The sequence below is a fragment of the Tenacibaculum sp. E3R01 genome (assembly GCF_003318185.1).
GTDB lineage: Bacteria > Bacteroidota > Bacteroidia > Flavobacteriales > Flavobacteriaceae > Polaribacter > Polaribacter halocynthiae.
On the sequence record NZ_QOCC01000019.1, the window covers coordinates 789,946 to 807,660 of the forward strand.

Annotated in this window: 16 protein-coding genes; 6 read left to right on the forward strand and 10 right to left on the reverse strand. The window is 29.1% G+C overall.

Features of this window, described 5'->3' with window-relative positions; all coding sequences use genetic code 11:
* Positions 1–51: 51 nt before the first annotated feature.
* From DS884_RS08685 to DS884_RS08700, 4 genes are all read right to left on the reverse strand, one after another.
* Positions 52–1,254: a porin gene (locus tag DS884_RS08685; protein WP_113786476.1), complete on the reverse strand. Its 1,203-nt coding sequence runs from the start codon at positions 1,252–1,254 to the stop codon at positions 52–54.
* 101 nt (positions 1,255–1,355) lie between these two features.
* Entirely contained in the window at positions 1,356–2,240 is an 885-nt protein-coding gene (locus DS884_RS08690) for a metallophosphoesterase (RefSeq protein WP_113786477.1), read from the reverse strand.
* Between the two features lie 81 nt (positions 2,241–2,321).
* Complete coding sequence (locus DS884_RS08695; RefSeq protein WP_113786478.1) at positions 2,322–4,277, reverse strand: DUF5689 domain-containing protein; 1,956 nt, start codon at positions 4,275–4,277, stop codon at positions 2,322–2,324.
* Between the two features lie 4 nt (positions 4,278–4,281).
* On the reverse strand, positions 4,282–7,065 hold the full coding sequence (locus tag DS884_RS08700; protein WP_233487134.1) for a TonB-dependent receptor: 2,784 nt from the start codon (positions 7,063–7,065) through the stop codon (positions 4,282–4,284).
* A 125-nt stretch (positions 7,066–7,190) separates the two neighbouring features.
* Between DS884_RS08700 and DS884_RS08705 the strand changes: the two genes are divergently transcribed.
* A complete protein-coding gene (locus tag DS884_RS08705; RefSeq protein WP_093869259.1) occupies positions 7,191–8,243 on the forward strand; it encodes an endonuclease in 1,053 nt (350 codons plus the stop codon).
* A gap of 20 nt (positions 8,244–8,263) precedes the next feature.
* Here DS884_RS08705 and DS884_RS08710 read toward each other — a convergent pair whose 3' ends face one another.
* The 3 genes from DS884_RS08710 to DS884_RS08720 are packed head-to-tail and all read right to left on the reverse strand — an operon-like array spanning position 8,264 to position 10,777.
* A complete protein-coding gene (locus DS884_RS08710) occupies positions 8,264–8,608 on the reverse strand; it encodes a hypothetical protein (RefSeq protein WP_113786480.1) in 345 nt (114 codons plus the stop codon).
* 52 nt (positions 8,609–8,660) lie between these two features.
* Positions 8,661–10,346, reverse strand: a complete 1,686-nt coding sequence (gene recJ / locus DS884_RS08715) for a single-stranded-DNA-specific exonuclease RecJ (protein ID WP_113786481.1) — start codon at positions 10,344–10,346, stop codon at positions 8,661–8,663.
* Between the two features lie 5 nt (positions 10,347–10,351).
* Complete coding sequence (locus DS884_RS08720; protein ID WP_093869256.1) at positions 10,352–10,777, reverse strand: OsmC family protein; 426 nt, start codon at positions 10,775–10,777, stop codon at positions 10,352–10,354.
* 103 nt (positions 10,778–10,880) lie between these two features.
* Here DS884_RS08720 and DS884_RS08725 point away from each other — a divergent pair, with 103 nt between their 5' ends.
* Positions 10,881–11,471 (forward strand): carboxymuconolactone decarboxylase family protein, encoded by a 591-nt coding sequence (locus tag DS884_RS08725; protein WP_093869255.1) that lies wholly within the window; start codon positions 10,881–10,883, stop codon positions 11,469–11,471.
* A gap of 217 nt (positions 11,472–11,688) precedes the next feature.
* Positions 11,689–12,687: a hypothetical protein gene (locus tag DS884_RS08730; protein ID WP_113786482.1), complete on the forward strand. Its 999-nt coding sequence runs from the start codon at positions 11,689–11,691 to the stop codon at positions 12,685–12,687.
* A gap of 35 nt (positions 12,688–12,722) precedes the next feature.
* On the opposite strand, the gene mscL is transcribed toward DS884_RS08730, so the two are convergent.
* The 3 genes from mscL to DS884_RS08745 are packed head-to-tail and all read right to left on the reverse strand — an operon-like array spanning position 12,723 to position 14,883.
* Positions 12,723–13,124, reverse strand: a complete 402-nt coding sequence (gene mscL / locus DS884_RS08735) for a large-conductance mechanosensitive channel protein MscL (RefSeq protein ID WP_199488197.1) — start codon at positions 13,122–13,124, stop codon at positions 12,723–12,725.
* 54 nt (positions 13,125–13,178) lie between these two features.
* Positions 13,179–14,282, reverse strand: a complete 1,104-nt coding sequence (gene alr, locus DS884_RS08740; protein WP_093869251.1) for an alanine racemase — start codon at positions 14,280–14,282, stop codon at positions 13,179–13,181.
* Complete coding sequence (locus DS884_RS08745; RefSeq protein WP_113786483.1) at positions 14,275–14,883, reverse strand: thymidine kinase; 609 nt, start codon at positions 14,881–14,883, stop codon at positions 14,275–14,277. Before DS884_RS08745 ends, alr begins: the two co-directional genes overlap by 8 nt.
* 102 nt (positions 14,884–14,985) lie before the next feature.
* Between DS884_RS08745 and DS884_RS08750 the strand changes: the two genes are divergently transcribed.
* The 3 genes from DS884_RS08750 to DS884_RS08760 all read left to right on the forward strand — a co-directional run bounded on the left by DS884_RS08750 (position 14,986) and on the right by DS884_RS08760 (position 17,708).
* Positions 14,986–15,978, forward strand: coding sequence for a hypothetical protein (locus DS884_RS08750; RefSeq protein WP_113786484.1), 993 nt, complete (start codon positions 14,986–14,988; stop codon positions 15,976–15,978).
* Between the two features lie 76 nt (positions 15,979–16,054).
* Complete coding sequence (locus DS884_RS08755) at positions 16,055–16,663, forward strand: DUF4254 domain-containing protein (protein ID WP_093869248.1); 609 nt, start codon at positions 16,055–16,057, stop codon at positions 16,661–16,663.
* Between the two features lie 7 nt (positions 16,664–16,670).
* The gene (locus DS884_RS08760; RefSeq protein WP_233487135.1) at positions 16,671–17,708 is read left to right on the forward strand and encodes a glycosyltransferase family 9 protein; all 1,038 of its coding nucleotides are present in this window, start codon (positions 16,671–16,673) and stop codon (positions 17,706–17,708) included.
* The last annotated feature ends 7 nt before the right edge of the window (positions 17,709–17,715 follow it).

Sequence of the window (17,715 nt, forward strand, 5' to 3'; positions counted from 1 at the left end):
TGCAAATCTACAAACACTAAGAGGTGTTTGTGTTAGGTTTATGTTATTTTTTTAAAAGTGAATATCTAATTGTAATCTATACATTAATTCATTTGTTTTTCCAATAACATCTAAATAGCTAATATCAGTTTGTACTTTTAATTTATGACCTGCAATATATTTAGAAAGTCCAAGTGTATACTGGTTTTCTTGGGTTATTTGTGTTATCTTTTCATCTAAATTTATGGTTGTAAACCGTCCAGAAATTTCCCAGTTTTTAGAAAATAAATAACTTCCATGTAAATTCAGTCCACTACCTATTTGTACTTTATCACCTGTTAATGTTCCGTCAGAATTTTTTGCGAGAGGATTTTTTGCATCTCTAAAAGCATATTCTCCCATAAAAGAAATTCCTTTATATTTAAACATAGCATCTATAAAAATTGTAGAAATATTTGTTTTATAAAACCCGATATCATTTTTCATATAAGCACCCAAATTACTTTGAGTTTTTACAGCATCATTATTAAAATCATAGGTAGCACCTAAAACTAATTTAGGAGTTTTCTCTTTTATTAAATCTCTTCCTTTATCATCTTCTAAACTAGTAAATAAACCAAAAGGGAGTAGTTCTATTCTACTAGTATATTGATAACCGCCTAAATTACCTGTTGTAATGTTTCTACCTTCTCCCTGAGAAATTGATAAAACTTCTTTTATAATAAAGCTGTCAGATAATTTAAAACGATGTCTTAATTGAAACCCCATATCCCTATCAATATTAAACCTTACATTCAATAAAGACCTGTCTACTAACTGTAAATTTGCTGATGAAATTACACGCTCTATGTTTCCTGGAAGTTTTGTTTGACCAATCCATAATTCGAAATTTTTATAGAAATTCCATTTTACGACGGCGTCAAGAATATATCTAGGAGCGTTATTTGTATGTTCAGAGGCACCACCAATATCATTATTAGTAAGTCCTAGTTCCATTTTATATTTTAATTTAGGAGAAAAAGCAAAGCCATTAAATTTTAAACGAGCTCGTCTTACTAAAAAAGAAGAAGATGGTTTAGATAATCCGTTTGATGAAGAATTCCATTTAGCAATGGTTAAGAATTGCATTCGAGCTCCAACTTTCATACTCCAAGTACTATCTTGTCCAACAAGGTTAAAAAGACCATTTCCGAATTTTGGGGAGTTTTTTTCTTGAGCTTCTATACTTAATAATGTAAGAGCACTAAAAAAGGTAAATAATAATTTAACGTTCATTAACTTTTATATTGTTTAGCAACATTGGTCGTTATAAGTAATCAATACTAATGTAAATATAATGTTAAATCTGTGTTAAATGATTTTTCTTTAAAAAGTTTTTACAAATGTTTACTTAACATTTCTGGACCTTCTAAAACAGTTTTATTTATTTGCATTATACCATCGTTATTAGTTTGAACATGCCATTTTATAAGAGTAATTAAGTTGTTTTCAATTTCTAAACCAGTAATACATCTAGGATGAACACAGCTACCATCGTTAAAGTGAGGCAATTCATTAATAGAAGGGAATCTTGGACGGTGGGTATGACCAGTAATAATCATTTGATTGTCATTTTTTTTAATCCATTTTTCTAACCTTTTTTCTACTTTTATAAGTTCTCTGTGATTTTGGGCTGGACTAGTAGGGTCTTTTACTCCAATGACTTGTAGAGGCCTCCATAAAAAACGCACTAAAAAACGACTTAATTTCCAAAAACTATAGTTAAACCAATCAGCTTGATGCCCATGAAGAAGAAATATAGATCGGTTATTTTCTGATTCAAGCCTAATTGCTTCAGAGAATGAAGCTCCAATCATGAGTTCTTTTTCTTTATCATCTGTTGTATCATAGTAATAATGTAAATTCTTTACTATATTTCTAGGATTTCTGTATTCCATATCATGGTTCCCCCAGATAAAATGTAGTCTTTTATCTTCATGAAAACGCTTTAATAATAAGTAAACATCTTTATTAGCATTAAAAATAGCATCAAATTTATTTTCCCATAACTCATCTCCATCACCCAACTCAATGTAAGTAAAGTTTTCTTTTAAGTAATGAGATAATGCGTAATGATAAATTTTTCTGTTATGAGAAAAATCATCTGCAAAACTATTATCACCTCTATGACAATCAGAAAATAATATGTATTTAGATTGCTCAGATAATTTTAATTTCTTGGCATTTTTAAATGCCTTAGTTATTCTAGTATTAGAAAACATAAACTATTTTTTACATGATAAATATCTATAAAAAACTTCAAGTTTTAAAACTTAAGGTTGTGTAATATATAAAATGAATAGTTATCTCTTTCCTATCGATGTAAAGTCATCCTTATCCTTTACCTCCCATTCAGAATTTAAAGTGTTAGTTCCAGCACTTGAATCCCAATTAGTATTTCCTTTTGTTATTGTTGTTTTTCTAATTAAAGTATGGTCTTTTGTACCTTTAGTAACTCCTGCAACACTCCAAGCAATGCCGGGATTATTATCTGGATCACCAATAAGGTCGATAATTTTAAATATACCCTTGTCGTTTCTTTTAGCTAAAGCAATAGCATCATTTCCATTATGATGAACAGGGCTTTCATAGGGAAGTGATAAATCTGAATTATCAGTGATTTCAGAAGTAGATTTATTTGTTGAAATAACATAAACTTTACCAGTCATTAAATTTCCTGACAATTGAAGTTGCCTGGCAGTTTTCCATCCTCCACCATTAGAAGAACCCCAAATTTGGTAATTTGACAAATTGATGGTATTACCAGTACCATTGTATATTTCTATATATTTATTATTACTTGATCCTTCTACATATTCGGAAAAAAATAAATCGTTATCAGTACTACTCGTTCCACAATCATAGTTTTCAGTGAAATTTATATCAGTAACTTTTCTAAGGTGAATCCGAGGGCCATTGAAATTTGACATTATACCAATGATTTTTCCCTTTTTAGTACTTACATAATTAGTGGCAAATGTAGCTTCGGTGTTAACGTATGATGGTAAACTATTAATACAATTAGAAGTTAGAGTGTTTAATCCTACATATGTCTTTGTGATGTTTTTAAACTGGATTTTATGAATTTCTACAAGTTTACTTTCGTAATTACCAGTTAATGCCTGTTCAATAGTGATTTTTTCTGGTGTAGAGATTACTCCTTTTTTGATACTAATTATATTTGAAGATTTTAGGTTTAATTGCAATAAACCTTCATGCTTATTAAGCTTTAATCCTCCAACTGCAATCTCAATTTCATCTCCTAAATTTAAATCATAAGTAGTATTGAAGTTTAATGCTATACCAGCTGTTAAATCTTGAGCAAAAGCTTTTTTATTAGTGATGTTCTTATGAATAAAATCAGAAGTAATAACTACTTTTATTTTTGAGTTTTCAGAAATTCTTGTTTCGTTCCCTGTAAATAAGGATCTAATATCAATTAGATTTTTTTTTATAAGAGTACTATTGCAACCATACTCTTCAGTTAAATGAACATCTTTTGTATCTCTTATAGATAATGTATAATCGTTTTCAAGTTTGTTTAGAACAGCTGTAATTGAGCCATTTTTATTAGGAATTGATACTGTTTTAAAGTTTGCAAAACCACTAGTTTTCATAATAATAGTTTCAAAGGTTTCACAGTTATTAAAGTATCTGTTTTCGGTATCAGTACTAGTAGGGTTGCCATAGGTTTGGTCTTTTATTTCTGGTTGTAACTTGTTAATTTTTATAAGAGTGTTTATATGATTATCAGTTAGGTTATCAATAGTTACTATTGTAGGTGTTAGTTCTGCTATTTCCGATGATCTATCAATAAAATTAGAGTATTCATGTAGACCTATTCTATTTATGCTATTTCTACCTTTAATACCAATTTGAAAAGTAGTTAGGTGTTTTCCCAAAGCTAATCCATTGAGTTTAATGTAAACTTTTCTACCTAAGTTGTATTTTGTGTTTAGGTTGGTATCATCAATTCTAACTTCAACTCCAATCGTTGGGTTTTCGGGTTCATCTTGTATAATAATTTTTTTAAAGAAATTACCTTCTCTATCATTCGAAATTACATAGCCATATGTTGTAATATCGTTGTCAAACTTTATAGCAACTCCCTTAAATAATTTTGAAATTTCATTCAAAGATTTTAGGTTTGAATACTCTTTATCAACTCCTGTTATGGGGGTTGAAAAATCTTCATTCTGTTCACAGGAAAAGAAAATACTACTAAAAAGTAATATTGTTTGGGTTAATATCTTTTTCATTTTTTTAAAATCTATAATTTATATTTAAGAAATAAGTAGTTCCTCTACCGTACCAATATTTATTACCAAAGTTAGGAGTACTATTAACTTGATCATTTTTTACTAATTGGTAACTAGAAGTTCTACCTTGTTCGTATCCACCAGTTTTATATACTTGGTTTAGTATATTACTGATACTAGCAAAAAATCCAATGTATTTTTTTTTACTAATCCTCCATGTTTTTCCTCCTATAGCGTTCAGTGTGAAATAGGCATCTAATTTTTGTTGTTTAAGTAATTTTTCTGCTTCAGTGGGGTCAAATTCTGGAAAAAGTTTTCCATTGTCAAATGCAAAGGATTCGGTTCTTTTTATGTTTGAAATATTAATAAATGAATTATCCAAATAATTTCCAGTTACACTAATAAACCAATACTCTGGATCTCTATATTCAAACCCAAAGGAATATGCACTTTGTGGGCCTGACGGAATTCTATAGTTTTTGAGAGTAGTTTTTCCATAATTTTTAAACCCTCTCTTGTCAAATCCTGCCTGTTTAGAATCAGAACTTATTTCTGATGTTAGTACAATATTTGGATTGTTGTTATAGGTGTAATGTCCAATATTAGCTGCAGTTTTTAATTTAAAAGAAGAGGATAATTCAACGTCAATAGCTAATTCTGCTCCTAGATGTTTTTTATTGATTCCAGTTGTGATTTCTTGAATAAAAAGATTCGTGCTTCCAGCATAATAGAAGGCAATATTGCTGTCGTCTTTTATGCCAGTGTAGTATCCTGATATTTTTGAGGTTATAAAAGGAACTCTTGCTGTATAATTTATATCCAAAGACATTATCTTTTTATTATTTAAAGTGCTAATGTCAGATACAGTTAAGTTGTTAGATCTTGAATTGACAAAAGAGTTTTGAATGGTAGGTGTCTTGGTAATGTATCCAGCATTTAAGTTTAATAAATGGCGTCCAGATATTTTATAAGTTATGCCTCCTTTGATTCCGTAGTTAAAGAACGATAGTTTTTTAGATTTTCCTAAAGAATTAGGGATGTTTGGGTCAGGTAAATTTCCAGGATAGATTCCGTTTTTGTATAATCCTTCTCTTTGATAAGTTGTATTGTTAAAAGAAGCTGCAATATGGTAATTACTCTTTTTATAATTGAGTTGTAGTTGAGCAAGACCATCAAAGGTCTCAGAGTTTAGCAGATAATTATATTTAAATCGATCACCTACTTTTGCAATTCTATTTGGAGTTAATAAATTGTTTTGATATTCATCCTTTGAAGGATCTCCAAACTTATTAATATCTAAATATCCTGTAGCTCCAAATAAATCTTTAATGTATGCAAAATTTTCAGATTTTAATTTCTTGTATTCTAGCTTTCCAGTTAAAATTATATTTTCTGTTAATTCAGTATTTAAAATTGTATTAAAAGTAAACTGTTTATTATCGTTTCGGTCTTCATATAAAGCAAACCTACCATTATCGCCACTCTTTTCATTTGCTACGTAAAGGTGTGTCCAGTTTAGTTGACCGTCATTTTGGAAGTTAGTGAGGGCTTTGTATGCATTTTTGTAATCTATCCAGATAGGATTGCTTAAAAACCAATTTGGTAATTTTCTATAATATGTAGGGTCAGGGTCATTACCTCCGTTAAAATCAATTCGACTATTACCAATTTCACCAAATTGATATGCAATTCCAGTATTTAAGGTTGAGCGATTAGTTAGAGTCCAATAGTGATTTAACATTATAATTGGTTCATTAATTCTTTTTATTCTAGAATTTCTGATTTTCCCATTTTGATACCCCCAGTATGGATTGTATTTTAAGCCTTTGATGTTGTATACTTGTTCTGTGTTTGCTGCTGATTTCCCTCTGCTATTTTGTGCATAAATAGCTGATAAATTCAAGCTATGTTTTTCGTTAATTAATTTTTCAATTGAAGTAAATACTGAATACGCATTGTAGGATGTTCCATTAATATATCCTTCGTTTGAATATCTTTTACTAGCAGAAACTGTAATAGCCCAGCCTTTTTTAGATAAAGGAATGGAGTAGGTAGCCATTATTCTATGTGAATAACTTCTATTTGAAGAGGCGTATGAAATACTTGTTCCTTTTTTATATTCTGAAGCTCTTGTGTTAATATTGGTAGAGCCAAGTACTCCTCCAAAGGTGTAATTAGAAGGGGTAAGCCCTATGCTAAATTCTTGGTTGCGTAAAACATCATTTAACCCTCCCCAATTACTCCATTGTGGCCTTCCATTAAAAAGTTTATTCATTTCAAAACCATTAATTAAAACCTTGTTATTTTCAGACCCTAAACCACGTATTTTAAAAAATGAAGAAGACCATTCAAAAGCAGCAGTTCGTAAATAAGAATCTTTTGAAAATTGTAATAATCCTGAAATATTATCAACATAATTGGTATCATCATTTAATTCATCATCTGTAATTGTAATAGTACTAAAACCTATGTTTTCTGATATATCTTCATACATCATAATTATGCCTAGGTTTATTGTTTTACCTGATAGTTGAATTGGAAAATTTTGAGATTCATATCCTTTTAAAGAAATTGTAAGGAAGTGTTTTCCATTGGCTATGTTGTGAATTTTAAAATTTCCGTTTATATCAGTAAGTGTATTTACACCTATCTGCTTTATACTAATAAAAACGTTTTGAAGTGGTTTTTCTGTGTCTCCATTAATAATAGTACCTTTTAAAATATTTTGTGCACCCATATTAATGCAAAGCAACATCACCATATAAATGGTGGCTTTATTCTTTTTCATACAATTTTAACAATTTAATTAATTCTTTTCAGCAATAAAAAGTGAAGTGAAAGTACAAAAAAAATATTACTTGGGTTTGTAAGGTGTTGTTTTTGAATTGTTTTGCTAGATTTGTTGAAAAAAAGATGAAAAAAAAAGCTTTAGCTTTTGTGCTAATATTCACTTTAGTACATTGTTTTTCACAGAAAAGACATAGAGAGTTTAAAATACGAACAGTGGGGTTTTATAATTTAGAAAACCTGTTCGATACAATAAATGATGTAGAAAAAAATGATGAGGCTAGTCCTATTATGGAACTTAGAGGTAATCGTGAAAAAGTGTATTGGGATAAAATAGATAAGTTAGGAAAAGTTATTAGTCAAATAGGAAAAGAAAAAACAAATACAAGTCCTGTAATTCTAGGTGTTTCCGAGGTTGAAAACAGAAAAGTTTTAGAAGATTTAGTTAATGGGAAGTCGCTTAAAAAGAGGAAATATAGTATTATACATTTTGATTCACCAGATAAAAGAGGGATAGATGTGGCATTGTTATACCAACAACGTTTTTTTAAACCAATTCATTTTGAGGTTTTCAACCCTAATATATATGTAAATAATAGGAAGGTTTATACTAGAGATATTTTATTAGTTTCTGGTTATTTAGATGATGAATTAATTCATCTAATAGTTAATCATTGGCCTTCAAGAAGAGGAGGTGAAGCGAAAAGTAGTGTTAAGAGGGAAAAAGCAGCGTATAAAGTATCACAAATTATTAATAAAATTAAAGAAACTGAGAAAAACCCTAAAATTTTGATAATGGGAGATTTTAATGATGATCCTATAAATTCTAGTTTTAAGAATGTTTTAAAAACGAAGTCAAGAAAGTCAAATGTTTCTGAAGGGGAAATTTATAATCCTTTTGAAGAAATGTTTCGAAGAGGCTTTAGTACGCTAGGTTATAGAGATAATATTAATTTATTTGACCAAATTATGATAACATTTCCCTTATTAAATAAGGATAGTAATGACTATTCTTCATACAAAATGTTTAAATCAGCAATCTTTAATAAACGTTTTTTAACAGAGAAAAAAGGAAGGTATAAAGGGTATCCTTTTAGAAGTTTTTCTTATGGAAAATATACAGGAGGATATAGTGACCATTATCCTGTTTATCTATATTTAATTAAAGAAAACAAATAACCTGTTTTATTGAAGTTGTTTTAGTTTTTACAAAGATTTTTCAAATAATTATCCATTTGTATTTGAAATAAAGTGCCTCTTAATAAATCTTCAATTTCGGCAAGTTCTAATAATGATACAGCCATGCTTACTTTGTCTGATGGTGTTTGTAGTAAAAGAGATTTGCATCCACCTGCCATTTCGCAATTTTCGCAAGTACCTTGCATTTTTGCTTCACATAATTTATCTAAAAAAAACTCAATTTCTTTCGTAGTTAAATGAAAACCGGTATCTCTGAAAATTATTTGAGTAAGATTTGATTTTACATTCTTCCATCTAAAAGAGATACCTATTTTATTATCATATATTCTATAAATGCTTTCCATAATCAAATTTATATGAAGCAAATATATGTAATTTAGAACTATTCTAAATAAATTATTTTAAATCTTTTAAAACTAATTGAATTGAAGTATTACCATTCCAAGTATTTTCATCTAAATTATAGACGATATCGAAGTTATTTTTCACTTTTTCTATCTTATTGCCAAGACCAAAACCAATAGCCCCATATGTTTTCTTGTCTGCTCCGTATATGATATTAAGTTTTAAATGACTTTTATCCGCTCCAACTTGTTTACCATAACCATTGTCTCTAACACTAGGTGATAAGAATACAGGTTTCATGTTTTGTGGCCCGAAAGGTCCCATTTGTTTTAAAACGCGATAAAACTTCGTTGTAATTTCTGATAATTCCAATTCAGCATCAATACTAATTTCAGGAGTTAATAATTCTTTTTGTATCGTTCTAGAAACTACATCTTCAAATTTATTTTTAAAATTCTCATATTGTTCAGGAAGTAAAGTTAATCCGGCAGCATACTTATGTCCCCCAAACTGTTCAATAAATTCTGAACATTCTTCTAAAGCATTATAAACGTCAAAACCTTTTACAGATCTTGCAGAGGCGGCTAGTTTATTTCCACTTTTTGTAAAAACCAAAGTTGGTCTATAATAAGTTTCAATTAGCCTTGAAGCAACAATACCTATAACACCTTTATGCCATGTTTCGTTATAAACAACTGATGTGAATTTATCTTGTTCGTTATTTTCTTCAATTTGTAAAAGAGCTTCTTGAGTTATTTTAGCATCTAATTCTTTTCTGTCAGCATTAAATTTTTCAATAGTAGAAGCTACTTTAATTGCAGAATCAAAATCAAATTGGGTTAATAAATCTACAGCAAAATTACCATGTTTCATTCTGCCAGCAGCATTAATTCTTGGCGCTATTGTAAAAACAACATCTGTTATGGTGAGTTCCTTTTTATTCGTTTGATGAATAATAGCTTTAATTCCATTTCTTGGACTCGTATTAATTACTTCTAATCCAAAATAAGTAAGTATTCTATTCTCACCAGTAATAGGAACTATGTCGGCGGCTATGGCAGTAGCTACCAAATCTAAATAAGGAATAAAATCTTCTATAGTTTTGTTATTTTTTTCTCCAAGCGCTTGAATTAACTTGAAGCCAACTCCACATCCACATAGTTCTTTATAAGGATATTTACAGTCTTCTCTTTTTGGGTTAAGAATTGCAGTAGCCTTAGGAATTTCTTTTCCCGGTTTGTGATGGTCACAGATAATAAAATCAATTTCTTTGGTTGAAGCATAAGCTACTTTATCTATGGCCTTGATACCACAATCTAATGCAATAATTAAAGAAAACCCGTTATCGTGTGCAAAATCAATTCCTTGAAATGAAACACCATAACCTTCTTTGTATCTATCCGGAATATAGGTTGCTACATTTTCATATTCTTCTTTTAAATATGATGACATGAGTGAAACTGCTGTTGTACCATCAACATCATAATCTCCATAAACCAAAATATTCTCATTATTTTCAATAGCTTTCTTTATCCTTGCAACTGCTAAATCCATATCCTTCATAAGATATGGATTGTGTAAATTATTTAACGAAGGCCTAAAAAAACACTTAGCTTCATCAAAAGTAGTAACACCTCGTTGAACTAATAATTCAGATAAAACTTTATCAATACCCAGATCTAAGGATAGTTTATGGGTAACTTCAATATTTGGTTTTGACTTTAAAGTCCAACGCATTTGTTTTATTTTTTATGAAAATGAATAGATATATTAATTTTAGCGAATTTTCTAAACATTTCCATTACCCCGCAATATTTTTCAACAGATAAATTAACCGCTTTAGTAATTTTATCTTCATCTAAGTTAGTACCAGTAAAATGATAGTTTAATGTAACAGTATGGTAATATTTTGGGTGTTCCTCAGTAAGTTCTCCAGTAGCATCCATTTTAAAATCATCAACAATTATTCTCATCTTTTTTAATAAAGAAACCACATCTAAACCTGAACATCCAGCAAGTGAAGATAGCATCATTGCTTTAGGAGCTAAACCAGAATTGTTACCTCCGTTATCTTTAGATGTATCAATTAAAACCTTATGTCCACTAGGGTTGTCGGTTTCAAACTGCATGTTTTCTTTCCAAATGGTGGTTACTGTGTGTTGTGCCATAATTTATCTATTTTTGTTACTTAAGTAAGTTTGTGATCAATTTTTTGATTCCTAAAACAAACTTACACCAAAAAAAGATTAATAAAAATTAAAACAATCAACAATGCCATTAGTAACACCTTTATCTGCAAATCATGATGCAGACACAAAAAAACTAGCTGAATTTTTTAATGAAACATTAGGTTTTTGCCCTAATTCAGTTTTAACAATGCAACATAGACCAGCTATTTCAAAAGCTTTTATTAATTTAAATAAAGCAGTAATGGCTAACGAAGGAAGAGTTACATCAGCACTTAAAAGAATGATAGCTTGGGTTTCAAGTAATGCAACTGGTTGTAGATATTGTCAAGCACATGCAATAAGAGCAGCTGAGCGTTATGGAGCTGAACAAGAGCAATTAGATAATATTTGGGAATACAAAACGCACCCTGCATTTAATGAAGGAGAAAGAGCAGCTTTAGATTTTTCATTAGCAGCTAGTTTAGTGCCAAATATGGTTGATGAGAAAATAAAAGAGAATCTATATAAATATTGGAATGAAGGAGAAATTGTAGAAATGCTAGGAGTTATCTCTTTATTTGGATACTTAAATAGGTGGAATGACTCTATGGGAACAAGTATTGAAGATGGAGCTGTTGAAAGTGGAGAACAGTATTTAGGTAAGCATGGCTGGAATAAAGGCAAGCATTTATAATTTTTTTTATATATTGTAATAAATAAAAGTCTTCCCTATGAAAAATAGAGAAGACTTTGTTTTAATGTAGAAAATAGATGTCCCCCCACGGTTCATCTAACTTATAGTCCCAAAACAAAGAAAGTAAGTTTTAAGGAAAGTATAGTTGTGGAAAATACAAAATGTCATTTTGTTTTTTGCACTTTTTGAGTTGAATGCGTCTTATTTGGTGAACATTATGAGTATAGAAAAAAACAAACTTTTTAGTATTATAAGAAAGAAATTACCTCAAAATGTATTGTTTACTGAGGAAATTGCAGATGTTTTAGATATAAGTTACGATGCGTCTTATAGAAGAATTAAGGGGAGAACATCTTTAACTCTTGAAGAAACTGTTGCGTTAGCAAAACATTATAAAATATCTTTGAATGAACTTTATAATTTACAATCTGATAATTCTTTGTTTATAGATAAAAGAAGTTATGATAATACTTTTGAAAGTTTAATTAAATTTTATAAAGAATATTCTTGTTACACTCAGTCTTTTACTAAAAATCATGATACTACTATAATTTATTCTGCGAAAGATATTCCTTTATATCATTTTAAAACTAATAATTTATATTGGAAATTTAGAATTTACGTTCATTTGAACTTTTTATATAGCGATGCTAATAATAAAACAGAGTTTAAAAATTTTAAACCAAGTTCTTTAATTATAGAAGAAGTTAATAAGTTTAGAAGCAATTTTGAAAAAGCAAACATAACAGATATATGGGAGGACACAACAATTAATAGTTCTTTGTATCAAATATTTTATTTTTTTAAAATAAAACTAATAGAAAAAGACGAGGCGTTACTTTTGTGTGATGAAATAACTCTTATGATAAAAGGAATAGAGAAAGCCGCCGCACAAGGTTTTTTAAATTCCAATAAAGAAAAAAAGTTTAATTTATATTATAGCAAACTTTTGAATTTAAATCATACTATTTTTTTTAAAACAGAAGGTAGAAAGAGTGTATTGGTACCTTATAGCTCACTTTCACATATGAAAATTGAAAATGAAAGTATTTGTAATGAAATAGATATACATCTAAAAAAACAAATGCAGTTTGCAAAGAAAATTTCAGGTGATTCAGAAGAAGTTGATAGGAGAGTTTTTGTGACAACGATGTATGAAAAAATAGATCAGCTAAAAGCTGAAATAGAATCAAGAATGTTAATGTCTTTTATGTAAAAAAAACCTTGAGAAACTCTCAAGGTTTTTTTTAATTATTTTTTTAGTAAATCTCTAATCTCTACTAATAATTCTTCTTGGGTAGGTCCTTTAGGAGCTTCTGGTGCAGGCTCTTCTTTTTTCTTCATTGCATTGATAGCTTTTACTACCATAAACATTACAAAGGCCACAATAATAAAGTCAATTACATGGGTTAAAAACTCACCATACATAATGGCAGTTTCACCAGTAACTTTACCTGTAGCATCGGCAACTCCCTCTTTAAGAACATATTTTAAGTCTTTAAAATCTGCGTTAAAAATTAAACCGATTAAAGGAGATACTATACCTCCTGTAAAAGAAGTTACTACTTGTTTAAAAGCAGCACCCATAACAAAACCTACTGCAATATCGACTAAATTGCCTTTCATTGCAAAGTCCTTGAACTCTTTGATCATTCCCATTGTTTTTTGATTTTAATAGTTAAATTGACCTCTAAAATAGAATAAAAATTACTTTTTAACTAATCTTTTAACCCTTTGAGATATAGCAGTTAATATTTCATAAGGTATAGTTTCACATTTGTGAGCCATGTAATCTATGTGTTGTTGATGGTTAAATAGAATTACTTCATCACCTTCTTTACAGTCAATTTTAGTAACATCAACCATAATCATATCCATAGAAACATTCCCAATCATCGGTGCGGGCTGATTATTGATTATTACAAAGCCATTCTTATTACCAAGTTTTCTTGATATACCATCAGCATGGCCTATAGGGATTGTTGCGCTTCTTGTAGGTTGATTTGCTACAAACGCTCTATTATATCCTACAGTTTCTCCTGGTTGAATTATATGTATTTGAGATATAATTGATTTTAATGTATGTGTGTTTTTTAATTGTTTTGTTTCTTCAGGATTATTTCCAAAACCATATAAACCAATTCCTAAGCGTACCATGTCGAATTGAGCTTTAGGGTAATTGATAATCCCAGAGGTATTTAAAATATGAATCATAGGTTCATATCCTAAATGATCATAAAGTTGCTTTACGATGTATGCAAAATTATTTATTTGTCCTACAGTAAACTCTTGCTCATTAATATCTTCACTTGCAGCTAAGTGAGAAAAAAATGATTGAATTTTAATATTGTTAGATTTTTTTAACTCACTAATTATAGTAGGAACATCTGTATGCCAAAACCCTAATCTGTTCAATCCAGTATTAAACTTAATGTGTACCGGATAATTCATAAGAGGCTTCTTGTCAGCTAAACTTAGAAAAGCATCGAAAATTTTAAAGTTATAAAGACTTGGTTCTAGGTTATATTTAACTACTAACTCTAAGTTTTGTATTTGAGGATGTAATACTAAAATAGGTTTTTTAATTCCGCTTTCTCTTAAAGTTATTCCTTCATTTGTGTATGCTACAGCAAAATAATCTACCTTATCTTCTACAATTTTTGCAATTTCAACAGACTCACTTCCGTAACCAAAAGCTTTAACAACTACTAAAACTTTTGTTTCTGGCTTAAGCTTTTGTTTAAAATAAGTTAGGTTATGCAAAACTGCATTTGCATCTATTTCTAAAATGGTTACATGAGTATTATTCATCTGTAATTTCTTTTTCTTTATTAGAGTTTTGTATAGCTCTATAATATGCAGCTCTACTTAAAGGTTCATATTCTTGGGTTTCACCAAGTAAAACTAAATCTTCATTTTGAGTTTTTCTATAGCTGTAATGGGCTAAGTTACCAGTACGCGTACAAACAGCATGCACCTTTGTAACATACTCTGCAGTTGCCATAAGCGCTGGCATCGGACCAAAAGGATTTCCTTTAAAATCCATATCTAATCCTGCAACAATAACTCTAACACCTCTATTAGCTAAATCATTGCATACGGCTACTATTTCATCATCAAAAAATTGAGCTTCATCAATGCCAACTACATCAACATTATTTGCTAAAAGTCGTATGTTAGATGATGCCGGTACTGGTGTAGATCTAATTCTGTTTTCATTGTGAGAAACTACTTCCTCATCATCATAACGTGTATCTACTGATGGTTTAAATATCTCTACACGTTGTTTGGCAAATTGAGCTCGTTTTAAACGTCTTATCAATTCTTCTGTTTTTCCTGAAAACATTGATCCGCAAATAACCTCGATCCACCCAAATTGTTCTGTATGATTTACTGTATTTTCAAGAAACATTTTGTAATTTTAAGCCCTGTTTATTAATATTTGTGTTACTTTCGAACAAAGGAACAAATTTATTAAAATTTAAGAGCAAAACTTAAAAACCCATAACAACTTATGCACAAAAAATTAGCATCAGATTTAACCAGTTTAGCACACAGCATTTTACAAATGAAAAATAAAGAAGATGTGTTACTGTTAAAGGAAAAAGCATACGAAGTTTATGAAAAACTTTCAGTTTTAGCATATGTAGATGAATATATTAATACAACTCCAAATGCAGAAGAAACAAAAGATGATTTATTAGCAAAAATTGAAGGAGTTGAGAACAAAAGAAAAGAATTAAGTAGTAATAAGAAAGCTAGTTTTATAGAGGAAGAAAAACTAGAAGTTGAAAATGAAATTATAGAAGATAACCTGGAGTCTTCAAATGATAAGAAAGAAGATGCTGTTGTAAACTTAATAGATGAGGAAAAAAAGGTAATTGTAGCTAATGATGAGGTTAAAACTCCAGAAATTATTGAGGATGTAACTCAAAACAAGGAAAATATTGTAAGTGTTGAAGTTAAAGAAAATCAATTAGTTCCTGATATTAAAGAGGCAGAAGAAAATAAAATAGAAGCGGTAAAGAATATAGAAGAAACAATTGTAAAAGCTGAAACTACAGAAAAAGAAGTTGTTGAAGAAATTATTGAACAACCTTTTGATGAGATAGAAAACCTATTGTTTAATGATATAGATACTACTAAAAAAGATGTTAAAGATGTTGGAGAACGAAAAACCCCAACTTTAGAGGAAGAATTACAAGATACATTACCTGTAGATGTAATGGCTAATTTATTTGAAAAAGTAGATCCCAAAAAATCGTTGAATGATCATTTACAAAATACGATTCAAATAGGATTGAATGATAGAATTGCTTTTGTTAAACATCTTTTTGAAGGGAATCAAAATGATTTTAATAGAGTTATTTCTCAATTAAATACTTGTAAAACAGAAAAAGAAGCTAAGAAGTTTATAAATAAATTAGTGAAGCCTGACTATAATTGGTCTGATAAAGAAGAATATGAAACCAGGTTATTAGAAATTATTGAAAGACGTTTTGCTTAAAAGAAACAAGGCTTTTAATATAGTTTCTATTTATAATTATATAGTACCTTTGATCTTTTAAAAAGTTACAATAAATATGTTTACAGCTAAAGCAAATAAAATTTTTCAAGAAGTAATAAATGATTATCATATTAAAGATGATGTTTACCAAGATTTTGTAAATAAATATGATAAAGAAGAAGATTTAATTGCTCATTTACTTTATAGAAAATGTTGGATTGATACTGTTCAGTGGCATTATGAAGACATTATTAGAGATCCAAATATTAATCCTGTAGACGCTTTGGTGCTAAAAAGAAAAATTGATGCATCAAACCAGGATAGAACAGATATGGTTGAGTATATTGATGCTTATTTTTTAGAAGAATTTAAGAATGTTACATCTAAAAAAAATGCAACAATAAATACTGAAAGCCCTGCTTGGGGTATTGATAGATTGTCAATTTTAGCATTGAAAGTTTACCATATGAATGAGGAAGCTACAAGAGAGAATGCTTCTGAGAACCATCAAAAAAATTGTCAGAAAAAGTTAGATGTTTTATTAGAACAACGAGTTGATTTATCATTGGCTATCGATACTTTACTTAATGATATTAAAGAAGGAGACAAGTATATGAAAGTATACAAGCAAATGAAAATGTATAATGATGATGAGTTAAACCCTGTTTTACGTTCGCAAAAGTAAAATTTAATTGAGTTTAAAAAATAAGCATATTTTAATTATACGTCTCTCTGCTATGGGAGATGTTGCTATGACTGTACCAGTTATACGAAATTTGATTAAACAGAATAAAGGAGTAAAAATAACGATTCTAACTCGTGCTTTTTTTACTCCTTTTTTTACAGAGTTTGATAATGTAACCGTTTATACTCCTGAATTAAAAGGGAAGCATAAAGGTATTATAGGGTTGTTTAAGCTTTTTAAAGAGTTAATAAAGTTAAATATTGACGTAGTTGCCGATTTACATAATGTGATTAGATCAAATATTTTAGTTTCTTTTTTTAGGTTAAGAGGTATAAAATGTGTGCAATTAAAAAAAGGGAGAAAAGATAAAAAAAAGCTAACAGAGTTAAATGAAAACAAAATTTTGTTCTCATTAAAAACAATGCATGAAAGGTATGCAGATGTTTTTAAAAAGTTAGGTTTTTCAATAAATTTGAGTAGTACTTACAATCTAGTTAAAAAAGAAATTCCTTATCATTTTCAAAAAGAATTTAATGATTCAAAACTTATAGGAATTGCTCCTTTTGCAGCTTATAAAGGAAAAGCATTTCCGATTAAAAAAATTAAATCGTTAGTTAAAGAACTTAGTGATAAAAATCATTGTAAAGTTTTGCTATTTGGCGGAGGCGATGTTGAAAAAAAACTTTTAGAAGATTTAGCTAAAGATTATGCTACTGTTTTTTCAATGGTGAAAAAAGGAACTTTTGAAGAAGAATTAAATATTATATCAAATTTAGATGTAATGATTTCCATGGATTCTGGGAATGGGCATATTGCTGCTATGTATAATATACCTGTAATTACAATTTGGGGAGTTACCCACCCTTGTTTAGGGTTTACACCATTTAATCAATCCATAAAGAATCAAATACTTCCTGATTTGAAAGAATATCCTTTAATACCTACTTCAACTTATGGGAAAGAGTATCCTAAAGAATATTTAAATTGTTTTGAAACAATTTTAATTTCAGACATTATAAAGGTTGTGAATACTTACACTAAATAAAAACATA

Excerpts from the sequence above, each read along its gene's own strand:
- DS884_RS08685 (WP_113786476.1), bottom strand. The coding sequence starts at position 1,254 with ATGAACGTTAAATTATTATTTACCTTTTTTAGTGCTCTTACATTATTA.
- DS884_RS08690 (WP_113786477.1), bottom strand. The coding sequence starts at position 2,240 with ATGTTTTCTAATACTAGAATAACTAAGGCATTTAAAAATGCCAAGAAA.
- DS884_RS08695 (WP_113786478.1), bottom strand. The coding sequence starts at position 4,277 with ATGAAAAAGATATTAACCCAAACAATATTACTTTTTAGTAGTATTTTC.
- DS884_RS08700 (WP_233487134.1), bottom strand. The coding sequence starts at position 7,065 with ATGAAAAAGAATAAAGCCACCATTTATATGGTGATGTTGCTTTGCATT.
- DS884_RS08705 (WP_093869259.1), top strand. The coding sequence starts at position 7,191 with ATGAAAAAAAAAGCTTTAGCTTTTGTGCTAATATTCACTTTAGTACAT.
- DS884_RS08710 (WP_113786480.1), bottom strand. The coding sequence starts at position 8,608 with ATGGAAAGCATTTATAGAATATATGATAATAAAATAGGTATCTCTTTT.
- recJ (WP_113786481.1), bottom strand. The coding sequence starts at position 10,346 with ATGCGTTGGACTTTAAAGTCAAAACCAAATATTGAAGTTACCCATAAA.
- DS884_RS08720 (WP_093869256.1), bottom strand. The coding sequence starts at position 10,777 with ATGGCACAACACACAGTAACCACCATTTGGAAAGAAAACATGCAGTTT.
- DS884_RS08725 (WP_093869255.1), top strand. The coding sequence starts at position 10,881 with ATGCCATTAGTAACACCTTTATCTGCAAATCATGATGCAGACACAAAA.
- DS884_RS08730 (WP_113786482.1), top strand. The coding sequence starts at position 11,689 with ATGAGTATAGAAAAAAACAAACTTTTTAGTATTATAAGAAAGAAATTA.
- mscL (WP_199488197.1), bottom strand. The coding sequence starts at position 13,124 with ATGATCAAAGAGTTCAAGGACTTTGCAATGAAAGGCAATTTAGTCGAT.
- alr (WP_093869251.1), bottom strand. The coding sequence starts at position 14,282 with ATGAATAATACTCATGTAACCATTTTAGAAATAGATGCAAATGCAGTT.
- DS884_RS08745 (WP_113786483.1), bottom strand. The coding sequence starts at position 14,883 with ATGTTTCTTGAAAATACAGTAAATCATACAGAACAATTTGGGTGGATC.
- DS884_RS08750 (WP_113786484.1), top strand. The coding sequence starts at position 14,986 with ATGCACAAAAAATTAGCATCAGATTTAACCAGTTTAGCACACAGCATT.
- DS884_RS08755 (WP_093869248.1), top strand. The coding sequence starts at position 16,055 with ATGTTTACAGCTAAAGCAAATAAAATTTTTCAAGAAGTAATAAATGAT.